This window comes from Streptomyces sp. NPDC049954, from assembly GCF_040656295.1.
Classification (GTDB): domain Bacteria; phylum Actinomycetota; class Actinomycetes; order Streptomycetales; family Streptomycetaceae; genus Streptomyces.
In genome coordinates this window covers 415,442-432,389 of record NZ_JBFALS010000003.1, presented here as the reverse complement: position 1 = coordinate 432,389, position 16,948 = coordinate 415,442, and the positions used below count along the sequence as shown (strand labels likewise).

Sequence of the window (16,948 nt, the reverse complement as noted above, 5' to 3'; positions counted from 1 at the left end):
CTCCGCACCTTAGCCGAGTCGTGCGCGGTGCGTGTCCGTGTATCAGTATGCGGGATCCGCTCTCGCCCTCGGTAAACATCAGCGGGTGATCTATCCCTCTATCGCACGAATATCGATCACAGGTAGCGACAGGAGGGAGGAGAGGTGTCACGGTGGGTGTCGTGAGCGTCACGCGAAGCGACCAGACACGACACCCGGAGGGCCGCCCCATGTTCTGCTCGATCATCCCGCCCCACCTGCTGAACCACCTCGCCGCCCACGCGGACCCGGTCCTGGCCGGGCCCGCGCGCCGCACGCTGGACGGCGACCACCAGCGCCGCCAGGTCCGCCACGAGGCCGCGCTCGCCACCGTGCGGGCCGCCGCCGCTCCGCGGGCGGCCGCCGAGGCGAAGCCCGACCGCACGATCTACGACGCGCAGCACCGCACGCGGCTGCCGGGCACCCAGGTGCGCGCGGAGGGCGAGAAGCCCGGCAAGGACGCGAGCGTCAACCGCGCGTACGCGGGTCTCGGCGCGACCTTCGACCTGTTCCACCAGGTCTACGCGCGCAACTCGATCGACGGCCGGGGCCTGCCCCTGCACGCGAGCGTGCACTACGACCGCGAGTACAACAACGCGTTCTGGGACGGCAAGCAGATGGTCTTCGGGGACGGGGACGGGGAGATCTTCCTCGACTTCACCCTCCCCGTGGACGTCATCGGCCACGAACTCACGCACGGCGTCACGCAGTACACGGCGAACCTGGAGTACTCGGGCCAGTCCGGGGCGCTCAACGAGTCGGTCTCCGACGTCTTCGGCTCCCTCATCAAGCAGCACGCGAAGCAGCAGCGCGCCGAGGACGCCGACTGGCTGATCGGCGACGGCCTGCTCGCCCCGCGCGTCGAGGGCCAGGCGCTGCGCTCCATGAAGGCCCCGGGCACGGCGTACGACGACGACGTCCTCGGCAAGGACCCGCAGCCGGGCTCGATGGACGACTACGTCGACACCCAGGAGGACAACGGCGGGGTGCACATCAACTCGGGCATCCCCAACCGCGCGTTCTACCTCCTCGCGACGGGCCTCGGCGGCTTCGCCTGGGAGCGCGCCGGGCGCATCTGGTACGACGTGCTGACCGGCGGCGAGCTGTCCTCCCGCGCCCAGTTCGCCGACTTCGCCCGCCTCACCAAGGCCGCCGCCGACGGCCGGGACGAGCAGGAGGCGGTCACCAAGGCCTGGTCGGAGGTGGGCGTGGACCTGTCCTGAGGGCGGGTTCGGCGTGGCGGACCGGGACGGAGAACGGGGGTCCGGCGGTGGATAGCCGGCGAGGGCGAGCGGGTAGGCAGCAGTACATGCGCATCCAGGTGACACGTACGGGAGGCTTCGCCGGTCTGCGGCGGCAGGGCAGCGTGGACACGGAGGACCTGCCGGACGCCGAGGAGTGGCACGAGCTCGCCGAGCACGCCCTCGCCGACGCCGGGGCCGCGGGCACCGCCCCGTCCGGGGTCCCGGACGGCTTCCACTACGACCTGAAGGTGGGCGAGCGCACGGTCCACTGCGCCGACCCGCACCTCAGCGATGCCCAACGGGAGCTGTTCGGCCGGGTGTTGCGGGAAGGACCCTGAGGGGCCGGGGAGGGCTTCTTGGCGGTCCTCCTTTGCCGCGAAGCGGAACCGAGGGCCGGCGACACTGCACCGCGCGCCAGGGGTGTCCACCCGTCATGAGGCGGTGGCGGGTGGGACTGCCGGTCGCCCTGGGCATCGCGGCAGGCGCCGGCGTGACCCTGCTGACGGACAGGGCGCGGGGTCGGCCACCGGGAGGGCGCCGCAGGTGACAAGGGGCCGGAACACCGGCCTTGGCGACCTCGCGCAGACCCCTCCCCCGGGCGTCACTCCCCGGGAACGCATCAGCCCGACCGAACCCATCACGCCGCACCTCGGCTCGGACCTCGGCGTGGTCACCGGGGACACTTGGTCACCAAGCTCCCCCTCGTGACCCTGGTCACCACGCTCCCCCTCGTGACCCTGATCACCACTGCCGCGACGTCGCCCTCCGAGGGTGAGGGGCGCGGCGCCCGGAAGCTGTGGCGCTCCGAGAAGGAGGAAGGTCACGGACGGCCGCGCGCCCTTACGGCGCGGGATCGGTCAGGGTCCGGAAGCAGGGGTCGAGCAGTTCGACGATCCGTTCCGGGCGGGTGTCGCGCAGCGGTTCCAGTTCGAGCAGGTGCTTGCCGACGACCACACCCAGGTAAGCCATCATCAGGAGCGCGGCGCGCAGGTCGGCGTCCTCCCCCTCCACGACCGCGGACACCTGCTTGATCTGGTGGTCGAACGTCTCGCGCATCTTCGCGGCCGTGTCCGGGTGGGTGAGCATGGAGCGCAGCATGGCCAGCGAGGGAGCGGGCATTCCCGCCAGCTTCACGCCGAGGCCGGACATGAGCTGCGCGATGAGCGGGTCCCCGGACTCCGCGGTGGAACCCGCGGCATCGAGCCGGACCACCTGCCGGAACAGGTTCTCCTTGTTGCCGAAGTACTGCATGACCAGCGCGGGGTCGACCTTGGCCTCTTTGGCGATGCTCCGGATCGTCGTCCGGTCGTAGCCGAGTTCGCCGAACAGCCGGCGCGCGGCTTCCAGGATGCGCTGCTCCGTCAGGCGGCGTCGCTCGGCTCGCGAGAGCGGGGGCTCTTCGGTACTCACACAACGACTCTACCCGCTTCGCTCAACGGTAGTTGACCCAGGCTTGCGGTTCGCTCTACGTTCGTTGAGCGAACGCCCCGGCCGGCAGTCTCCTGCTCCGGCACTTCGGCGTCGTCGACAGCGCGCAGCGCCATCGCCCTGGTCCTCGAAGGAGCAGCATGTCCCAGCAGAACACCCTCGGCTCGCCACCCGCGAAGGACGATCCGAGCACTTCGGGGCAGTCGGCACCCGTGCCGTCGCGGCCGAACCGGCCTGCCCTCGCCCTCACGGTCATCGTGACCTGCTACCTGATGGTGGCCATCGACTCCACCATCGTGAACATCGCACTGCCCAGCATCCAGAAGGCCCTGGGCTTCTCTCCCGTCGGCCTGTCGTGGGTGATCAACGCCTACCTGCTCGCCTTCGGCGGCCTGCTGCTGCTCGGCGGCCGGATGGGTGACATGTTCGGCCGGCGCCGGGTGCTGATGATCGGCACCGTGGTCTTCACCATCTCGTCGCTGCTCGGCGGCCTCGCCGGTGCTCCCTGGGTACTGATCACGGCCCGAGTGCTACAGGGCGTGGGCGCGGCGATGGCGGCACCGGGCACCCTCGCCCTGATCGCCAACAACTTCGAGGAGGGCGCGCCCCGCAACCGGGCGCTGAGCATCTACTCCGCCACCGCCGCCACAGGTACCTCGCTCGGTCTGATCCTCGGCGGCATCCTCACCTCCCTGGCGTCCTGGCGGTGGATCCAGTTCGTCAACGTGCCCATCGGCCTGGCGGTGGCCGTGCTCGCCCCGATGTGCATCCGGGAGACCCCCTCGCAGGCGGGCCGCTTCGACTTCGTCGGGACGATCACCGGCACCGCCGGCATCACCGCCCTGGTGTACGGCCTCATCCGGGTGCCGTCCGAGGGCTGGGGCAACACGGTGTCGCCGGCCTGCTTCGTGGCCGCCGTGGTGCTGCTCGTCTCGTTTCTGGTGGCCGAGCGCCGGGCCGCTCAACCGCTCGTCCCGCTCCGGCTGTTCTCGGAGCGCACCCGTACGGCCGCCTACACGAACATGCTGCTGTTCACGGCGACCATCCTCAGCCTCTTCTACTTCCTCAGCCAGTTCATCCAGAACGTCCTGGGGTTCACCCCGATCCAGGCCGGTCTCGCCTTCCTCCCGATGACCCTGGGCATGTTCGTCGTGGCCCGGGCGGTGCCGAAGATGCTGCCCAAGCACGGCGCCAAGCGGTTCATGGTCGCCGGCGCGCTGCTGATGACCGTCACGGCGATCTGGCTCAGCACGATCTCGGCCTCCGACAGCTACCTCACGGGCGTGGTCGGTCCGATGCTGCTCTTCGGCATCGGAGCCGGCTGCTGCCTGATGCCGACCAACGTGACAGTGCTCAGCGGCGTCCCCCAGCAGCTCGCCGGCGCGGCCTCAGGCGTGCTGCAGACGATGATGCAGTTGGGTGGGGCGCTGGGGCTGGCCATCCTGGTCACCGTGTACGGCACGTCCGCCGACAACGCCGCCAAGCACGCCGGCACGGGTACCAACGCGGTGCACCACGTGGTCACCGAAGGGGTTCGCAGCGCCTTCGCCGGCAGCATCGTCTTCGTCGGCTGCGCCCTGGCCGTCGCCCTGCTGGTGATCCGCGTCCCCCGGCCCACCGCCAAGGCGTGAGCGTTTCTGGGCTGCCCCGTGTTCCGTAGATTCGCAGCGGCCGGTTCCTGGCGCACTTTGCGGGGGCAGCCCTACGTGGAGTGGACTTCGTGGGCAGGCAGGAACGTCTGAGGTCCTCCTTCTGCACTCGTGGGCCGAGCCCTTCGAGCGTCCGCTGCCATCCCCCTCACCGTCGTCCTCGCGGTAGATGGGCTGATTCTCTTCGAGCGATGGCACAGGCACCGGCTGACGTCGTGCCCGTGGTCCGCCATTCCTGCTGGTCAGTGCCAGCGGCGCCGCGCATCGTGAACGGCCTGTCGCAGTGGAGTGGTCACCCGCTGTATCGGCGAGGAATCGCGTACGGTGCCTCGGCACGAGTGGGCGTGCGCGTGCGTCCCAGAGGCGGAGCTGCACGCCGAGCCGCGGCGCGGCCCGGCGTGCACGCGGCGGCGGCTGGTCAGATGGGCTCAAGCGCTGGCCAAATGTCGGCGCTCCTCAGCAGAGCCCGCCCAGGGCGGTCTGGTCAAGGAGCGAGCGAGCCCGCACAGTGAGTTGCCATGAGCCGAATCGAACGATCCGGAAGACGAGAGCTCGGAGAGGGCCGGGAGGCGTCCAGGGAGGCGGGAGAGCCGACGGCCATGACGGCACTGGGTCTGCTCGGCGAAGGGCTGACGGTCCGCCGGGTCCCGCGCTCCACCGGGTCCGGCCTACCCTTCCTGCGCCGTGTCGTCGGCCGACGATCAGGTCCCCTGCTCTGTTCCGGTCTGCTCGACTCCTGGCCCGCACGCACCGCGTGGACTCCGGCGGCTCTTGTGGAACGTCACGGCTCCCGGAGGGTGACGGCTCTGGTCGATCTTCCCGGTAGTGGTGTCCTGTTCCCCAAGGACCAGAAACATTACGAGCGGGAGCTGAGCCTCGCCGCCTTCGTCGAGCTGATGAACACCACGGGGTCGGCCGCGCCCTGCTACCTCGCCTACAAGCGGGCGGACGAGATCTTCGATCCGGCAGACTCGGATTTCGGCTCTCTTCTCCCGCCCGACGGGCATCCCACGGACACCCGCGTGTGGATCGGCTCCGCCGGGACTCGCTCGATGCTGCACTCGGACCTCAAGGACAACTTTTTCTGCCAGCTGTGGGGCGAGAAGAGCGTGACCCTGCTGTCCTGGCGGGAGAGCAGGTCCGCCTACCCCTTTCCGGACAACCTGGTGAACAGCCAAGTGGACCTCGCCGCACCGGACTTCCAGCGCTTCCCACGGCTACGGGGAGCGGTGCTCCACCACGTGCGGATGAAGCCGGGCGACCTGCTCTACATCCCGCGCGGCTGGTGGCACGACATACGCGCCGAGTCGGCCTCCGTCTCGGTCAACCACTGGTTCGGCAAGCCGCTCGGTCTCGCGCAGTACCTGCCCCTGCTCGGGGCCCTCGGACCGGCCTACTGGAAGGCCACCGCGCGGGACTTCCTCGCACACGGGCTGCTGCGCCGCGAGGAGTCGACACGCTTCTTCTTCAGCCCTCCGTCCACCGGCAAGCGGCTCTACGACGCTCTGCGCTCCGGTGATTTCTCTCGCGGCAACGACCCCAGTGCCCCGTAGTCGTTGCCCGCGCGGACGCGCGTGAGGCGATACGGACGGGCGTGACGTACCTGACGGTGCGGAGGGACGCCCGGCGTCTCGCGCGTGCCGCTGCCGCTGTCCGTCGTCTCCGGACCGGCGCACGACCTCCTCATCCCCCGGCCGCCCGCCTCTCGGGCGGTCCCCACGACCTCAGGAGACCTGTTTTGACTGAGCAGGCTGAACCGCGACCGCGACGGGTGCTCGTCACGGGTGGCGCTTCCGGAATCGGCGCCGCCCTCGTGCGGCGCTTCGCACGGGACGGAGCGCGCGTGGCGGTCCTGGACCTCGACCACGATGCCCTCGCACGCTGCGCGAAGGAGCTTCCCGCCACGCTGCCGCTCCACGCCGACGTGGGCGACGAGGACTCCGTGCGGACCGCCTTCGCCGCGATGGACGCGGCCTGGGACGGCGTGGACGTCGTGTGCAACAACGCCGGGATCAGTATCCGGCGGTCCTTCATCGACACTCCGCTCGCGGAGTGGGAGCGGACTCTGCGGGTCAACCTGACGGGCGCGTTCCTGGTGGCCAGGGAGGCGGCCCGCCGGATGACGGGGAACGGGGGCGTCCTCCTCAACACGGCGTCCGTCAGCGGGATGGTGGGCATGCCCGGCTACGCTGCCTACAACTCCAGCAAGGCCGGGCTGATCGAGCTCACCAAGACCCTGGCCCTGGAACTGGCCCCCAGGGTGCGGGTCAACGCCATCTCTCCCGGCTACGTGCTCACCCCCATGCAACAGGCCGAGTACACCGAGCGGCAGCTCGCCGGGCAGGCGGACACCCTGCCGCTGAAACGACTCGGGTTCCCGGAGGAGATCGCCGCTCTGGCCGCCTACCTGGCCTCCCCGGAGGCCGCCTTCGTCACGGGGCAGACCTTCGTGATCGACGGGGGCGAGACCGCTGGGGGACTGGCCAGCGCCGCCTGGCGCGACAGGGACGAGGTCGCGCACGAGGGCCGCCGTGCGGCCGGGAGCGGTGCTGTCCCACCGGGGGGCGTCGAGCCCGGGGCGGGCGCCGCACCTGACGCCCGGGGGAAGACGACGGAACTACCGGAGCGGAGTGGGGGAGCATGAGCGACGAAGTGAGGCGGCCCGAGGGGCGGAGCGGGAACACCCGCCCGGCGGTCAACTCGTACACGGAGTGGGACCCGCTGCGCGAGGTCGTGGTGGGGAGCCTCCAGAACGGGGTCTTCCCCGGCTGGCAGGAGTCCATGTCACAAGTCGTCCCGGACTCCGCACAGCCCCTCTTCCGCGAACTGGGCGGCGCCCCGCTGCCCGCCGACCTCGTCAAGGCGGCGGAGGAGGAACTGGAGGGGTTCGCGGAGGTGTTGAAGGGGCGCGGCGTCACGGTGGTCCGGCCGGAGCCGGTCCAGCACCGGACGCCGTTCGCCACCCCGCACTGGAGTTCCCCCGGCGGGCTCTACGCCGGGATGCCCAGGGACCTGCTCATGGTCGTCGGCGACGCCATCGTCGAGGCCCCGATGTCCTGGCGCTCGCGGTACTACGAGGGGGACGCCTTCCGGTCCCTCATCAAGTCCTACTTCCGGCGCGGCGCCCGCTGGCTCCCGGCCCCACGCCCCCAGCTGACCGACGAGCTGTTCCGTACCGGCGAGGCGGCGGGGGAGTGGGCGGTCACCGAGTTCGAGCCTGTCTTCGACGCCGCCGACTTCCTGCGCTTCGGCCGCGACCTCGTGGTCCAGCGCAGCCATGTCACCAATGCCTTCGGCATCGACTGGCTGCGGCGTTCCCTTGGCCCGGAGTTCCGCGTGACAGTGGTCGACACCGACGATCCGCACGCGATGCACATCGACGCCACGATGGCCCCGCTGGCGCCGGGCAAGCTTCTCGTCCACCCGGAGAGGTACGTGCCCCATCCTCTCTTCGAGGGCTGGGAGATCCTGCCCGCACCGGCGCCCACCCTGCCGGCCGACTGGCCGATGTACTTCTGCAGTCCGTGGGTGAGCATGAACGTGCTCTCACTCGACCCGGAGACCGTGGTGGTCGAGCGTCAGGAGCGGCCCCTCATCGACGCCCTGACCGCCTGGGGCTTCCACTGCGTGCCAGTCGACTTCCGGCACGTGTACACCTTCGGCGGTTCCTTCCATTGCGTCACCCTGGACACGGTGCGGGAGGGCGGGACCGGACGGTACTTGGCACCGGGCGAGTAGCGCCGTCGCGGTGGTCACGTGCCGAACAGGACACGTGACCACCGCGGGCTCAGTACGACATTGTTGACGTACAAGCAGTACTCCACGGCCAGCAGCGGTACCGCCGGATCGCCCGGTCCCGCCGCTGTGCGCGCGGCCTCGCGCACGGAATCGACGGTGGCGAAGCGGGCGGCGAGCGCGGCGCACACGTCGTAGGCCGTCCAGGCCGCGCGGTCCTCCCAGTGGCCCGGCAGGCCGATCGCGGTGAGAACCACTTCGGTCTGCTCCGGTTCGGTGCCGACCACCAGCTCGACGAACGCGCGGGCGAGCCGGGCGGCGTCCTTGCCGTCCTCCCGCCCGGGCGCGTCCCCTGGTTGCCGCCCGTCCGCCGCGAGGAGGGCACGGACCCTCGCCGCCGCCTCGTCCTCGCCGGGACGCGGCCGGGAGTGCCGCAGTCGCTCGCGCCACAGCGCACGCCTTTCCTCCCCGGCGTGGCGGGCGAGGAAGGCGGGCCAGTCGAGGCGGGACAGGTGAGCGCGGGACAGGAACGTCCGCTCCGCGTACGCGAACACCTCGTCCACCGCTCGGGCACTGCCGAGGGCCTCCACGAGCGCCGCCGGATAGCTGAACGTGGGGTGCACCAGGTCGACCTCGTCGAGGAGGCCGTGCGGGCCGACCGAGTACGCGCCGGCGGAGGTGTCCCCGATCAGCCCGTCCCCGAGGTCGAAGACCCGGGTGGCACGGGTGATGAGCGAGTCGTCGAAACGTTCGGCCAACCGCAACTCGCTCACGGTGCGCAAGGAAGCCGAGACGGTCTCAGGGGTGGCGTAGGTGTTGCCGAGGAACATGTCGAGCCGCCGCGGCGGCTCGGGCAGCCCGTGCTCCCTGCGGTACGTCTGGTCCTCCTCCAGCCAGTCGACCTGCGCCCGTATCGCGTGCCGGGCGCGGTAGGGAACCCGGGTGCGTTTGAGGTTCTCGTCGTGGTACGAGCCGAACTGGTTCCAGCTCGGCTCGAAGCGCGACTCCAGCAGCGCCCGGATCTCGCCGCGTTCCAGCGGGGGGTTGGGCAGGAGGTAACACGTCCAGCTCACCGGTTGCGCGCGGCCGTCGTTCAGCCGTCGCATCCGCGCGGCCATCTCGAACAGCAGCTCATTGCTCCCGACGTTGATCTCGGAACAGACCAGCCACACGCGGGAGACACCCCGGTCGGCGAGGAAGGTGATGTCGGCCATCACCGCGTCCAGGTCCCGGACGCGGTGCTTGCGCCCCTTGACCATCGGCTCGGTGCAGAAGTAGCAGCGATACGGGCAGCCGCGTTGCACCTCCACCGCGACGTGGACGTCCGCGGCCGGGCCGATGACGCGCCCCGGCCCGTAGAAGTCGAGGAGGTCACGCAGGACGGCTTCGGTGTACTCGGTGTGGTCGGCGGGGGGAAGGAAGACCCGGGGGTTGAGGGTGTAGCCCTCGCCTAAACGGTGGGCGAGGTTGGCGATGCCCGTCACGTCACGGTGCGCGAGTACGTCGTCGAGGTGCTCCAGGACCTCGTCCGGCTCACCGGTCACACCGAAGTCCGGCTGGAGTCGCGCGAGGAGGTCAGGGGTGCGTGTGGTGAACCCGAAGCCACCGAGCATTATCGGACAGGTCGTCAACTCCCTCAATAAATTCATGAGTTGCTCGGTGTCATGGAATGGCCAGTAGCTGTTCCTGCGCACGGGCGGGGCGCCCGGCAGGTCGTAGTCGGCGTAGTTCCAGATGAAGATGGAATCGAGCTGGCGCAGGTGGACGCCGATGAGCCGGGGCGTGGTGCGTTCCAGCGTCGCCCGCAGCGTCGCGCGCCACGCGGCTTGCGGTGTGTTCAGCAGATCGAGCCGGGCGGTCGAGAGGCCGTTCCTCGCCGCGAGTGCCGAGACCTGCACGAAGGAGTATGGATAGATCGGCAGCGCCGGGTAGTTGGAGGCGTTGAGCAGGAGAATGTCCACGCCCTGTCGCGCCCCGGCGGTCGTGTCGTCGACCAGCATGCCGGAAGGGTGGCACGCGCGCGCCGGGCGCACCAGTGGGCCACTACACCTGGTGTCCGATTCGGCGCGTTCGGTAGCAGGTGCTCTTGACGGAGCGGGCCCGGTACGGAGGATGGGAGAGCACACCGCTGCCGTATGCGTCCGGCGGCCGTACGCGAAAGCACCCCCACCACTTTCCGCCATCGCCGCAGGCCACGGCCCCGCTGTGCCTGCCACTCTCACTCATGGGGAGGAGTGGGCCTGTGACCGCCCCTGTGCTGTCAGCAGACTCCCACGTCGTCGAGCCCGTACGCCTGTGGACCGAGGGACTGGAACGCCGATACCGCGAGCGCGCCCCCCGCGTCTCCTGGGACGCCGAACGCCGCGGGTGGTACTTCACCTGCGACGATCTGAGGCCGGCCCTGGTCAACAGCCTCTACGCCACCGACACCACGCCCGAGAACTTCGTCGACGGCGCGCAGGCCGTCGTCGAAGCCGCGCGCGCCGGCGGGAGCGATCCCGCCGCGCGGCTCAAGGACATGGCGCTGGACGGGGTCGTCGGCGAGGTGCTGTACCCGAGCCTCGCCCTGCACCTCTTCTGGCTCTCGGACGGCGACTTCCAGCGCGCCTGTTTCCGGGCCTACAACGACTGGCTCGCCGAGTACGTCCGCCACGCGCCGGACCGCCTGGCCGGTCTCGGGCTCATCTCGCTCTGGGACGCCGAGGAGGCCGTGCGCGAACTGCGCCGCTGCCGCGAACTCGGCCTCAAGGGCGCCGCCATCTGGGCCTCGGCCCCCGAGGAGCGCGACTTCGCGGGAACCGCCAACGACCCCTTCTGGCGGGAGGCCGAGGAGCTGGGCATGCCCGTCTCCATGCACTGCCTCACCGGTTACAGGGACAGCCCGCTGCTCTTCGACTACACGACGCCGATGGGCCGCATCCAGCGCAACATGGGCTACCCCGAGGAGCTGATGCACACGCTGACAGACCTGACCTTCTCCGGTGTCCTCCAGCGCTTCCCCGCTCTCCAGATCGTCATGGCCGAGAACGACATCGGCTGGATCGCCTACCACCTGCTGCACGCCGACCGGATCTACGACAAGCTCGGCCCGGCCCTGCGCACCGACCTGACGATGCCGCCGAGCGCCTACTTCCGCCGCCAGGTGCACGCCACCTTCACCGAGGACGAGGTGGGCGTGGTGACCATGCGCCTGCTGGGCGCGGACAACTTCCTCTGGGGCAGCGACTACCCCCACTACGAGGGCAGCTGGCCGCATTCGCGGGAAGTGCTCGACCGGGGGCTGGCCGATGCCGGGGAGAAGGCCCGTGAGCTGGTCACTTCGGGCAACTGTGCCCGCCTGTACGGATTCGATCCCACGGCCCTGTCCGCCGAGTGAAGGAGCCCCGCATGGCGGAGCAGACGAGCAACCCGTGGTACCGCTTCATCGACGACGACATCGAGGCCAGGGCCAGGATGGACGTCGGTTTCACCAACCTGATCTCCACCCGCCCCTACACGCTCGATGCCGAGACCCTGCGAGGCTTCGAGGACCGCAACGCGGTGATCCGCGAGTTCCAGCGGATCACACGTGACGTCTTCCTGGCGAGCCTCCACGGCGAGGCCGATCCCGCCATCGCGGAGACGGTACTGGCCGGACAGCCGCCGGAGCGTGGCCGCGAGTACCACCTGAAACTGACGGAGCGCCACTTGGCGCTCCCGCTCTACTTCCGTACCGACGAGCCCGCGCCCGGTGCGCTCGCCGAAGTGCAGTGCCCCGCCTCCGGCTGGGAGATAACGGACCAGGTGCACGCTCTCTATCGCGCCTTCCCCGAGGACTTCGATCTCGGGGAACAGCGGTTCGCGCCGCTCATCGACACCCTCGCGGCCTCCCTGCGTGCCCGGTTCAGCGACGACCTCGTCATCCACCACCTCACCGGAAACGCTTCCCGGCCGCACGGCGTCCACTACACCGTGCAGCGTCTACGCGAGGCCGGCATCCGGCACTTCGGCTGGGACGCCGTGCACTGGAAGGACTGCGGATTCGTCCGGGCACACGAGTTCTACGACCTCAGGTACAACGGCTTCTTCGACCAGTGGATGGAGGCGTGCGCCGAGGGCGAACTCGTCTTCGACCACCCTCCGACGCCGCTGTACGACGCCAAGGTGACCATGGCGTGGCCCTTCTGGTCGAAGTCCAGCGGGTTCTACCCCGACGAGGTCCGCGCGATCTTCCCGCACACCGAGATCATCACGCCCGAGGGGTTCCACCTCCCCGACGGCAGGTGGATCAGTCTGGACGAGTACTGCCGGATGGGCCAGAGCAAGCGCCGCTACTACGTCAAGTTCGGCAGCCACCACCCGACGCTTAACTGGGGAAGCCGTGCCGTCTACCACACCGGCAGCTTCTCCGGCCCGGCCCTGCGCGGCCTCTTCGACCGCGTCTGCGCCGACACCACCGCCGGTCATCTCTGGGTCGCCCAGGACGCGGCGCTCCTCCCGGAACCCGCCGCCGCGGTCTCCCGCACCGGCGAAGAGGTCAAGTTCGACGGGTACACCAAGTTGAGCGCCTTCTACACCCCGGAGGGGCTCGCCGGGGTGATGGCGATGCAGGAACGCGCCCAGAAGGTGCACGGCTCTCCCCAGACGGTCGTGAGCGTCGTGCACTGAGAAGTCCCGGGGGGCCGGGAGCGCGTTCCCGTCCCCCCGGCCTCAACCCCCGGCACTTCGGACGAGAAGGAGCGAGACGCCATGTCCGGCAACCGCGGCGTGTACTTCGTGGCCAACGACCGTGTGGCGGAGCTGGTCACCGTGTTCCTCAACAGCTTCCGCCGCACCAACCCCGACATCCCGCTCCGCCTGATCCCCTTCGACGAGACCTACGGACGGATCGCCGCGCTCGGCGAGCGCTACGGGTTCACGGTCTGGGAGGACGCGCCACTGCTGGCATGGTGCGACGAGATCAGCCTCTCCTTCCACGAACGACGGAAGGGGCACTTCAGGAAACTGGCTGCTTGGCAAGGGGAGTTCGACGAATTTCTCTATATCGACAGCGACACGGCCGTCCTGCGGAGCATCGATGTCGTCTTCGACCACCTCGCCGACCACGATTTCGTGACCGCCACGTCCCACCTTCCGGGACGTGCCTGGCTGGAAAGCGTCAAAACCTCCGGAAAACTCGCGCCGGCACAGTACGAATACGCTGCCAACACCGGTTTCGTGGCCTCCAGGAAAGGGGCCCTCACGCAAGCGGGAATCACCGCCGCGCTCCCCGCGGCCCGCGAACTGAAACCCCATATGAAACTCGGCTACGAACAGCCGTTCCTGAACTACCTGATGGTCACCTCGGGACGGCCTTTCACCAGCCTGCACCGACTGCGCACCCTCAGCGGCGACGACGGCATCCCGGCGGAGGTCTTCGCGTGGTCCCCCGGCGTCCGGGCGAAGGACGGAGGGGTGACGCACCCCTCCGTCCCGCCACCTCTGCTGGTCCACTGGACGGAGCCGGTCAAGCCGACCCAGGCGGACCCGGCGGACATTCCCCTCTACGAGCTGTGGTGCCACTACCGGGACATGCACACCCGCACGTAAAGGGACTGCGCGTCGTCGTTCCGGGGCGGGAACTCGGGATGCGCGGTGAGCAGGTCGGCCTCCAGGACCCGCTCGCCGCAGGGCAGACCGGCCTGGCCGAGCGCCCAGTCGAGCAGTTCGAGGTCGAAGAGGTTGCGATGCCGGCCGCGCGCCCGGGTACCGCAGACAGCGGTCCGCCGTGAGCGCCCGCCCCCCTGTCAGTCACGTAGCCCGCGCAGATCTTGGCCAGGTCCTGGGCAGGAGAACCACAGCACGGCGTCGTCCGCGCAGACCCGCCGCAACTCCCGGAGCAACGGGATCAACTGCCCGTGCAGTTCCAGGTGCTCGACGACGTGCTGCATCACGACGGCCGTCCCCGAACCGTCCGGGAAGGGCAGCCTGCCGGAAGCCAGATCGAGATCGAGTTCCGCACCGGACACATCGCAGTTGAGCCAGCCGGGAACGCGGCGGTCCCCGCACCCCAGATGGATTCTGCGGGATCGCGGCAGTCCTGCCACCTTTCGTGCCCCACGGCGTTGACCGAACCGCGCCCGGAAACGGGAGAAGTCATGTTCGACGAGTGCGACGGTGGGGGGATCGAAGTTCATTTCTCGCAAGAGGGAAGCCATCACGTGCTTCACCGTGCCCGAATGGCGACGCCTGGTCAACCATGCGCCCTGACAGGTTATTTGCGCACACATTCCGTGGTCGGGACCGAAACCCGGCCGAATTCACCGAACTCCCTATGGAGGCGTCATGCGCCAGGTGTCCTTGACCGCGCCCGGCCGCTGTGAGCTCGTCGAACGGGACGAGCCGCCGGGCGGTGCCGGGGACGTCGTGGTCGACATCGGGGTGAGCGTGCTGTCCCCCGGCACGGAACGCGCGGTCCTGCTGGACCTGCCGACCGCGGGGTCCCGCGATCCGGAGTTCCCGGGACACATGGCCGCCGGTACGGTACGGCGCGGCCCCGGGTTCCCGGCCGGGACGCAGGTCGCCGTGCGCAGGGCGCGCCATGCCCGGGTGGCCGCCGTACCGCCCCGCCATGTGCGTGCCCTGCCCGAGGGCGTCCGCCCGGCCGACGCGGCCGTCTGGCAGCTCGCCCTCACCGCGCTGCACGGCCTTCGGACCGGCGAGGCGACGGCCGGTGAGCCGGTCACGGTCGTCGGCCAGGGCTTGCTCGGCGTCATCACCCGGCGCCTGGCCACCGCCCTCGGAGCCCCCGCGTGCGGGCCGTCGCCGCCTCCCGCGCCCGTTCCTGGACGATCAGGAACGAACCCACCACGGCTTTCGAGGAACCCGGTCGGCTGGGCGGCGGCACCCCCCTCGTCATCGACGGCACCGACAGCGGTCCCGGTCCGGCGGTCGCCCTCTCCGCGGCGGTCGCGGCCCCTGGTATCGAGGACGTGGTCAGCGTCGTCCTGCGCTTCGGTACGGTCGTCGCCACCCTCGTGGGCAGCGCCAGTGTGGCCGGTGGCGGGGGGACGCGGACCCAGGTGTGGGGTGAGAAGGGAGAGGTGAGACTGACCCCGGCCTATACGCTCACCCGGCGCGGGACACCCGGTCCGGAGGAAGAGCCCGGCCTCGGTCCCGCGCCGACCGCGATCGACCTGCACACCTGGGCGTCCAGGTCGTGCCCGTCGCCTGGGACGAGGGCGAAGCGGAGGTCCCAGGCCACCTGGTGGCACATGCGCGGCGCGCCGTACGGCCGTTGCGGGAGGGCTGACGGGAAGCCGGTCGAGGACGACCGGGCCCGCGAGCCGCTCGACGGTGGTGACGGCCTGCCGCATCGAGACGGGCCGACCGCCGCCGAGGTCGGCGACCCCGGTGAAGGCCGAGCGGGCGGCGTCCCGCATCGCCACGACGTCCCGCACGTAGGTGAAGTCGCGCGTCTGCTCGCCGTCCCCGTACCCCGGGAAGGGCGGCCCTTCGGGCGCGGAGTACCGAGGTCACGTTCCGCCGGGGCCGGCAGGGCCGGGGGCCGGCCAGCCCGCTTCCGGGCCGGGGAAGGGCGCGAGCGGTTCGCCCCGCACGGCCTCCGAGACGAATCCGTCCGGTCCGGCGGGCCGGTCGCCCAGGACCAGTACGCGGTACATCCTGCGCCGGTAGTCGGTGTAGTGCAGATCGGCGGGCTGGAGGTGGGCGACCGCGCGGTTGTCCCAGACGGCGACGTCACCGGGCGTCCAGCGGTGGCGCACGGTGTACTCGGTGCGGCTGAGGTGCGCGAAGAGGACGTCGAGGACGCCGTCACTCTCCCAGGGGAGCAACTCGGCGATGTGGGAGACGGAGGCAGGTGGCAGGAAGAGCGCCTTCTCGCCGGTTTCCGGGTGCACGCGGACGACGGGGTGCAGGGACGCCGTGGTCGCCTTCGCCCGCTTGCGGATGATCTCCAGGTCCTCCTCGTCGGAGAAGAGCAGCCGTACGCCCGCGTGCACGGCGTGCTCGGCGCGCAGGCCGTCAGCCAGCCGCTGGAGGGGGCGCGAGAGACCCTCGTACGCGGCGACGAGGTTTGTCCACTGCGTGTCGCCGCCGAACTCCGTGGCCACCTCGCACCGCAGTACCGAGAGGGCCGGCGGGTTGACGACGGAGGCGACGTCGACGTGCCAACCGGAGTCGTGGCGCGGCGATTTGCGGTACAGGCGCTCCTCGAACCTCGCGCCGTGCCGGGTGTCCTCGATGTCGGGGTCGACTACGAGGATCTCGGGGAACCCCTCCGGGTGCGTGCCGTGCTGCGCACCCGGAAGGCGGGTCGTCTCTCCGAAGAGACGGGCGAAGGCCACGTGTGCGGCGTGGTCCAGGTGCTGGCCCGGAAAGAACACCACTTTGTGGAGAAGCAGCGCGGCGCGGATCTCCGCCACCGCCCCGGGCGCCAGCTTCTCCGGGTCGCTCAGGTCGATCCCCTGCATCTCGGCCCCGACCTTTCCGGCGACGCGGCGTATCTCGGTCATGGACGGTTCCACGGTCACAGTCGGCCCCTTCGGTCATGCCCAGCGCAGAATGGTCGTGTCGTCCAGTACGCCCATGTTCCACTGGGCCACCAGACGTGTGCCTTCCTCGTCGTGCCGTTGCCCGACGGCGTGGACCTTGCCCACGTCGAACAGGTAGACGTCCCCGGTACGGACGGAAATCGTGATCCGGTCGAAGTCGGCGGGGGCTTCCTCCGGGTACCGGGGGATCGGGACCGGAGCGCATGCTCCGGCTGCTCTCCTCGTCGGGCGTGATGTTCCAGCACACCAGCTCGCCGCCCGCGTCGTTCTTCACGCACGCGATCGCCGAGTAGCAGCGGGAAACCCCCTGGATCTCGAAACCGCTCAGGTGCGGCATGGAGCG

Annotated in this window: 14 protein-coding genes; 10 read left to right on the top strand and 4 right to left on the bottom strand. The window is 70.1% G+C overall.

What is annotated here, in order from left to right:
- The first annotated feature begins 209 nt into the window (after positions 1–209).
- A complete protein-coding gene (locus AB0J21_RS08335; RefSeq protein ID WP_363145220.1) occupies positions 210–1,241 on the top strand; it encodes a M4 family metallopeptidase in 1,032 nt (343 codons plus the stop codon).
- An 86-nt stretch (positions 1,242–1,327) separates the two neighbouring features.
- Positions 1,328–1,600, top strand: a complete 273-nt coding sequence (locus tag AB0J21_RS08330; protein WP_363145046.1) for a protealysin inhibitor emfourin — start codon at positions 1,328–1,330, stop codon at positions 1,598–1,600.
- A gap of 502 nt (positions 1,601–2,102) precedes the next feature.
- Here AB0J21_RS08330 and AB0J21_RS08325 read toward each other — a convergent pair.
- The gene (locus AB0J21_RS08325) at positions 2,103–2,672 is read right to left on the bottom strand and encodes a TetR family transcriptional regulator (RefSeq protein WP_363145045.1); all 570 of its coding nucleotides are present in this window, start codon (positions 2,670–2,672) and stop codon (positions 2,103–2,105) included.
- Positions 2,673–2,830: 158 nt separating this feature from the next.
- Between AB0J21_RS08325 and AB0J21_RS08320 the strand changes: the two genes are divergently transcribed.
- From AB0J21_RS08320 to AB0J21_RS08305, 4 genes are all read left to right on the top strand, one after another.
- Positions 2,831–4,321: an MFS transporter gene (locus AB0J21_RS08320; protein WP_363145044.1), complete on the top strand. Its 1,491-nt coding sequence runs from the start codon at positions 2,831–2,833 to the stop codon at positions 4,319–4,321.
- Positions 4,322–4,938: 617 nt separating this feature from the next.
- Positions 4,939–5,892: a cupin-like domain-containing protein gene (locus tag AB0J21_RS08315; RefSeq protein ID WP_363145043.1), complete on the top strand. Its 954-nt coding sequence runs from the start codon at positions 4,939–4,941 to the stop codon at positions 5,890–5,892.
- A gap of 185 nt (positions 5,893–6,077) precedes the next feature.
- Positions 6,078–6,983: an SDR family oxidoreductase gene (locus AB0J21_RS08310; protein ID WP_363145042.1), complete on the top strand. Its 906-nt coding sequence runs from the start codon at positions 6,078–6,080 to the stop codon at positions 6,981–6,983.
- Positions 6,980–8,077 (top strand): amidinotransferase, encoded by a 1,098-nt coding sequence (locus tag AB0J21_RS08305; protein WP_363145041.1) that lies wholly within the window; start codon positions 6,980–6,982, stop codon positions 8,075–8,077. Before AB0J21_RS08310 ends, AB0J21_RS08305 begins: the two co-directional genes overlap by 4 nt.
- A gap of 14 nt (positions 8,078–8,091) precedes the next feature.
- Here AB0J21_RS08305 and AB0J21_RS08300 read toward each other — a convergent pair whose 3' ends face one another.
- Entirely contained in the window at positions 8,092–10,074 is a 1,983-nt protein-coding gene (locus AB0J21_RS08300) for a radical SAM protein (RefSeq protein WP_363145040.1), read from the bottom strand.
- A gap of 242 nt (positions 10,075–10,316) precedes the next feature.
- Here AB0J21_RS08300 and AB0J21_RS08295 point away from each other — a divergent pair, with 242 nt between their 5' ends.
- The 4 genes from AB0J21_RS08295 to AB0J21_RS08280 all read left to right on the top strand — a co-directional run bounded on the left by AB0J21_RS08295 (position 10,317) and on the right by AB0J21_RS08280 (position 13,824).
- Positions 10,317–11,450, top strand: coding sequence for an amidohydrolase family protein (locus AB0J21_RS08295; RefSeq protein ID WP_363145039.1), 1,134 nt, complete (start codon positions 10,317–10,319; stop codon positions 11,448–11,450).
- Positions 11,451–11,461: 11 nt separating this feature from the next.
- Complete coding sequence (locus AB0J21_RS08290; RefSeq protein ID WP_363145038.1) at positions 11,462–12,721, top strand: hypothetical protein; 1,260 nt, start codon at positions 11,462–11,464, stop codon at positions 12,719–12,721.
- Positions 12,722–12,802: 81 nt separating this feature from the next.
- Positions 12,803–13,642, top strand: coding sequence for a hypothetical protein (locus AB0J21_RS08285; RefSeq protein ID WP_363145037.1), 840 nt, complete (start codon positions 12,803–12,805; stop codon positions 13,640–13,642).
- A gap of 38 nt (positions 13,643–13,680) precedes the next feature.
- On the top strand, positions 13,681–13,824 hold the full coding sequence (locus AB0J21_RS08280) for a hypothetical protein (RefSeq protein ID WP_363145036.1): 144 nt from the start codon (positions 13,681–13,683) through the stop codon (positions 13,822–13,824).
- A gap of 15 nt (positions 13,825–13,839) precedes the next feature.
- On the opposite strand, the gene AB0J21_RS08275 is transcribed toward AB0J21_RS08280, so the two are convergent.
- On the bottom strand, positions 13,840–14,061 hold the full coding sequence (locus AB0J21_RS08275) for a methyltransferase domain-containing protein (protein ID WP_363145035.1): 222 nt from the start codon (positions 14,059–14,061) through the stop codon (positions 13,840–13,842).
- 1,506 nt (positions 14,062–15,567) lie between these two features.
- On the bottom strand, positions 15,568–16,566 hold the full coding sequence (locus AB0J21_RS08270; RefSeq protein WP_363145034.1) for a TauD/TfdA family dioxygenase: 999 nt from the start codon (positions 16,564–16,566) through the stop codon (positions 15,568–15,570).
- Between the last annotated feature and the right edge of the window lie 382 nt (positions 16,567–16,948).

Bases quoted from the DNA above. Each gene is read 5' to 3' on its own strand.
- AB0J21_RS08280 (WP_363145036.1), top strand. From the start codon at position 13,681: ATGCGCGGTGAGCAGGTCGGCCTCCAGGACCCGCTCGCCGCAGGGCAG.
- AB0J21_RS08330 (WP_363145046.1), top strand. From the start codon at position 1,328: ATGCGCATCCAGGTGACACGTACGGGAGGCTTCGCCGGTCTGCGGCGG.
- AB0J21_RS08290 (WP_363145038.1), top strand. From the start codon at position 11,462: ATGGCGGAGCAGACGAGCAACCCGTGGTACCGCTTCATCGACGACGAC.
- AB0J21_RS08270 (WP_363145034.1), bottom strand. From the start codon at position 16,566: ATGACCGAGATACGCCGCGTCGCCGGAAAGGTCGGGGCCGAGATGCAG.
- AB0J21_RS08285 (WP_363145037.1), top strand. From the start codon at position 12,803: ATGTCCGGCAACCGCGGCGTGTACTTCGTGGCCAACGACCGTGTGGCG.
- AB0J21_RS08320 (WP_363145044.1), top strand. From the start codon at position 2,831: ATGTCCCAGCAGAACACCCTCGGCTCGCCACCCGCGAAGGACGATCCG.
- AB0J21_RS08315 (WP_363145043.1), top strand. From the start codon at position 4,939: ATGACGGCACTGGGTCTGCTCGGCGAAGGGCTGACGGTCCGCCGGGTC.
- AB0J21_RS08305 (WP_363145041.1), top strand. From the start codon at position 6,980: ATGAGCGACGAAGTGAGGCGGCCCGAGGGGCGGAGCGGGAACACCCGC.
- AB0J21_RS08300 (WP_363145040.1), bottom strand. From the start codon at position 10,074: ATGCTGGTCGACGACACGACCGCCGGGGCGCGACAGGGCGTGGACATT.
- AB0J21_RS08335 (WP_363145220.1), top strand. From the start codon at position 210: ATGTTCTGCTCGATCATCCCGCCCCACCTGCTGAACCACCTCGCCGCC.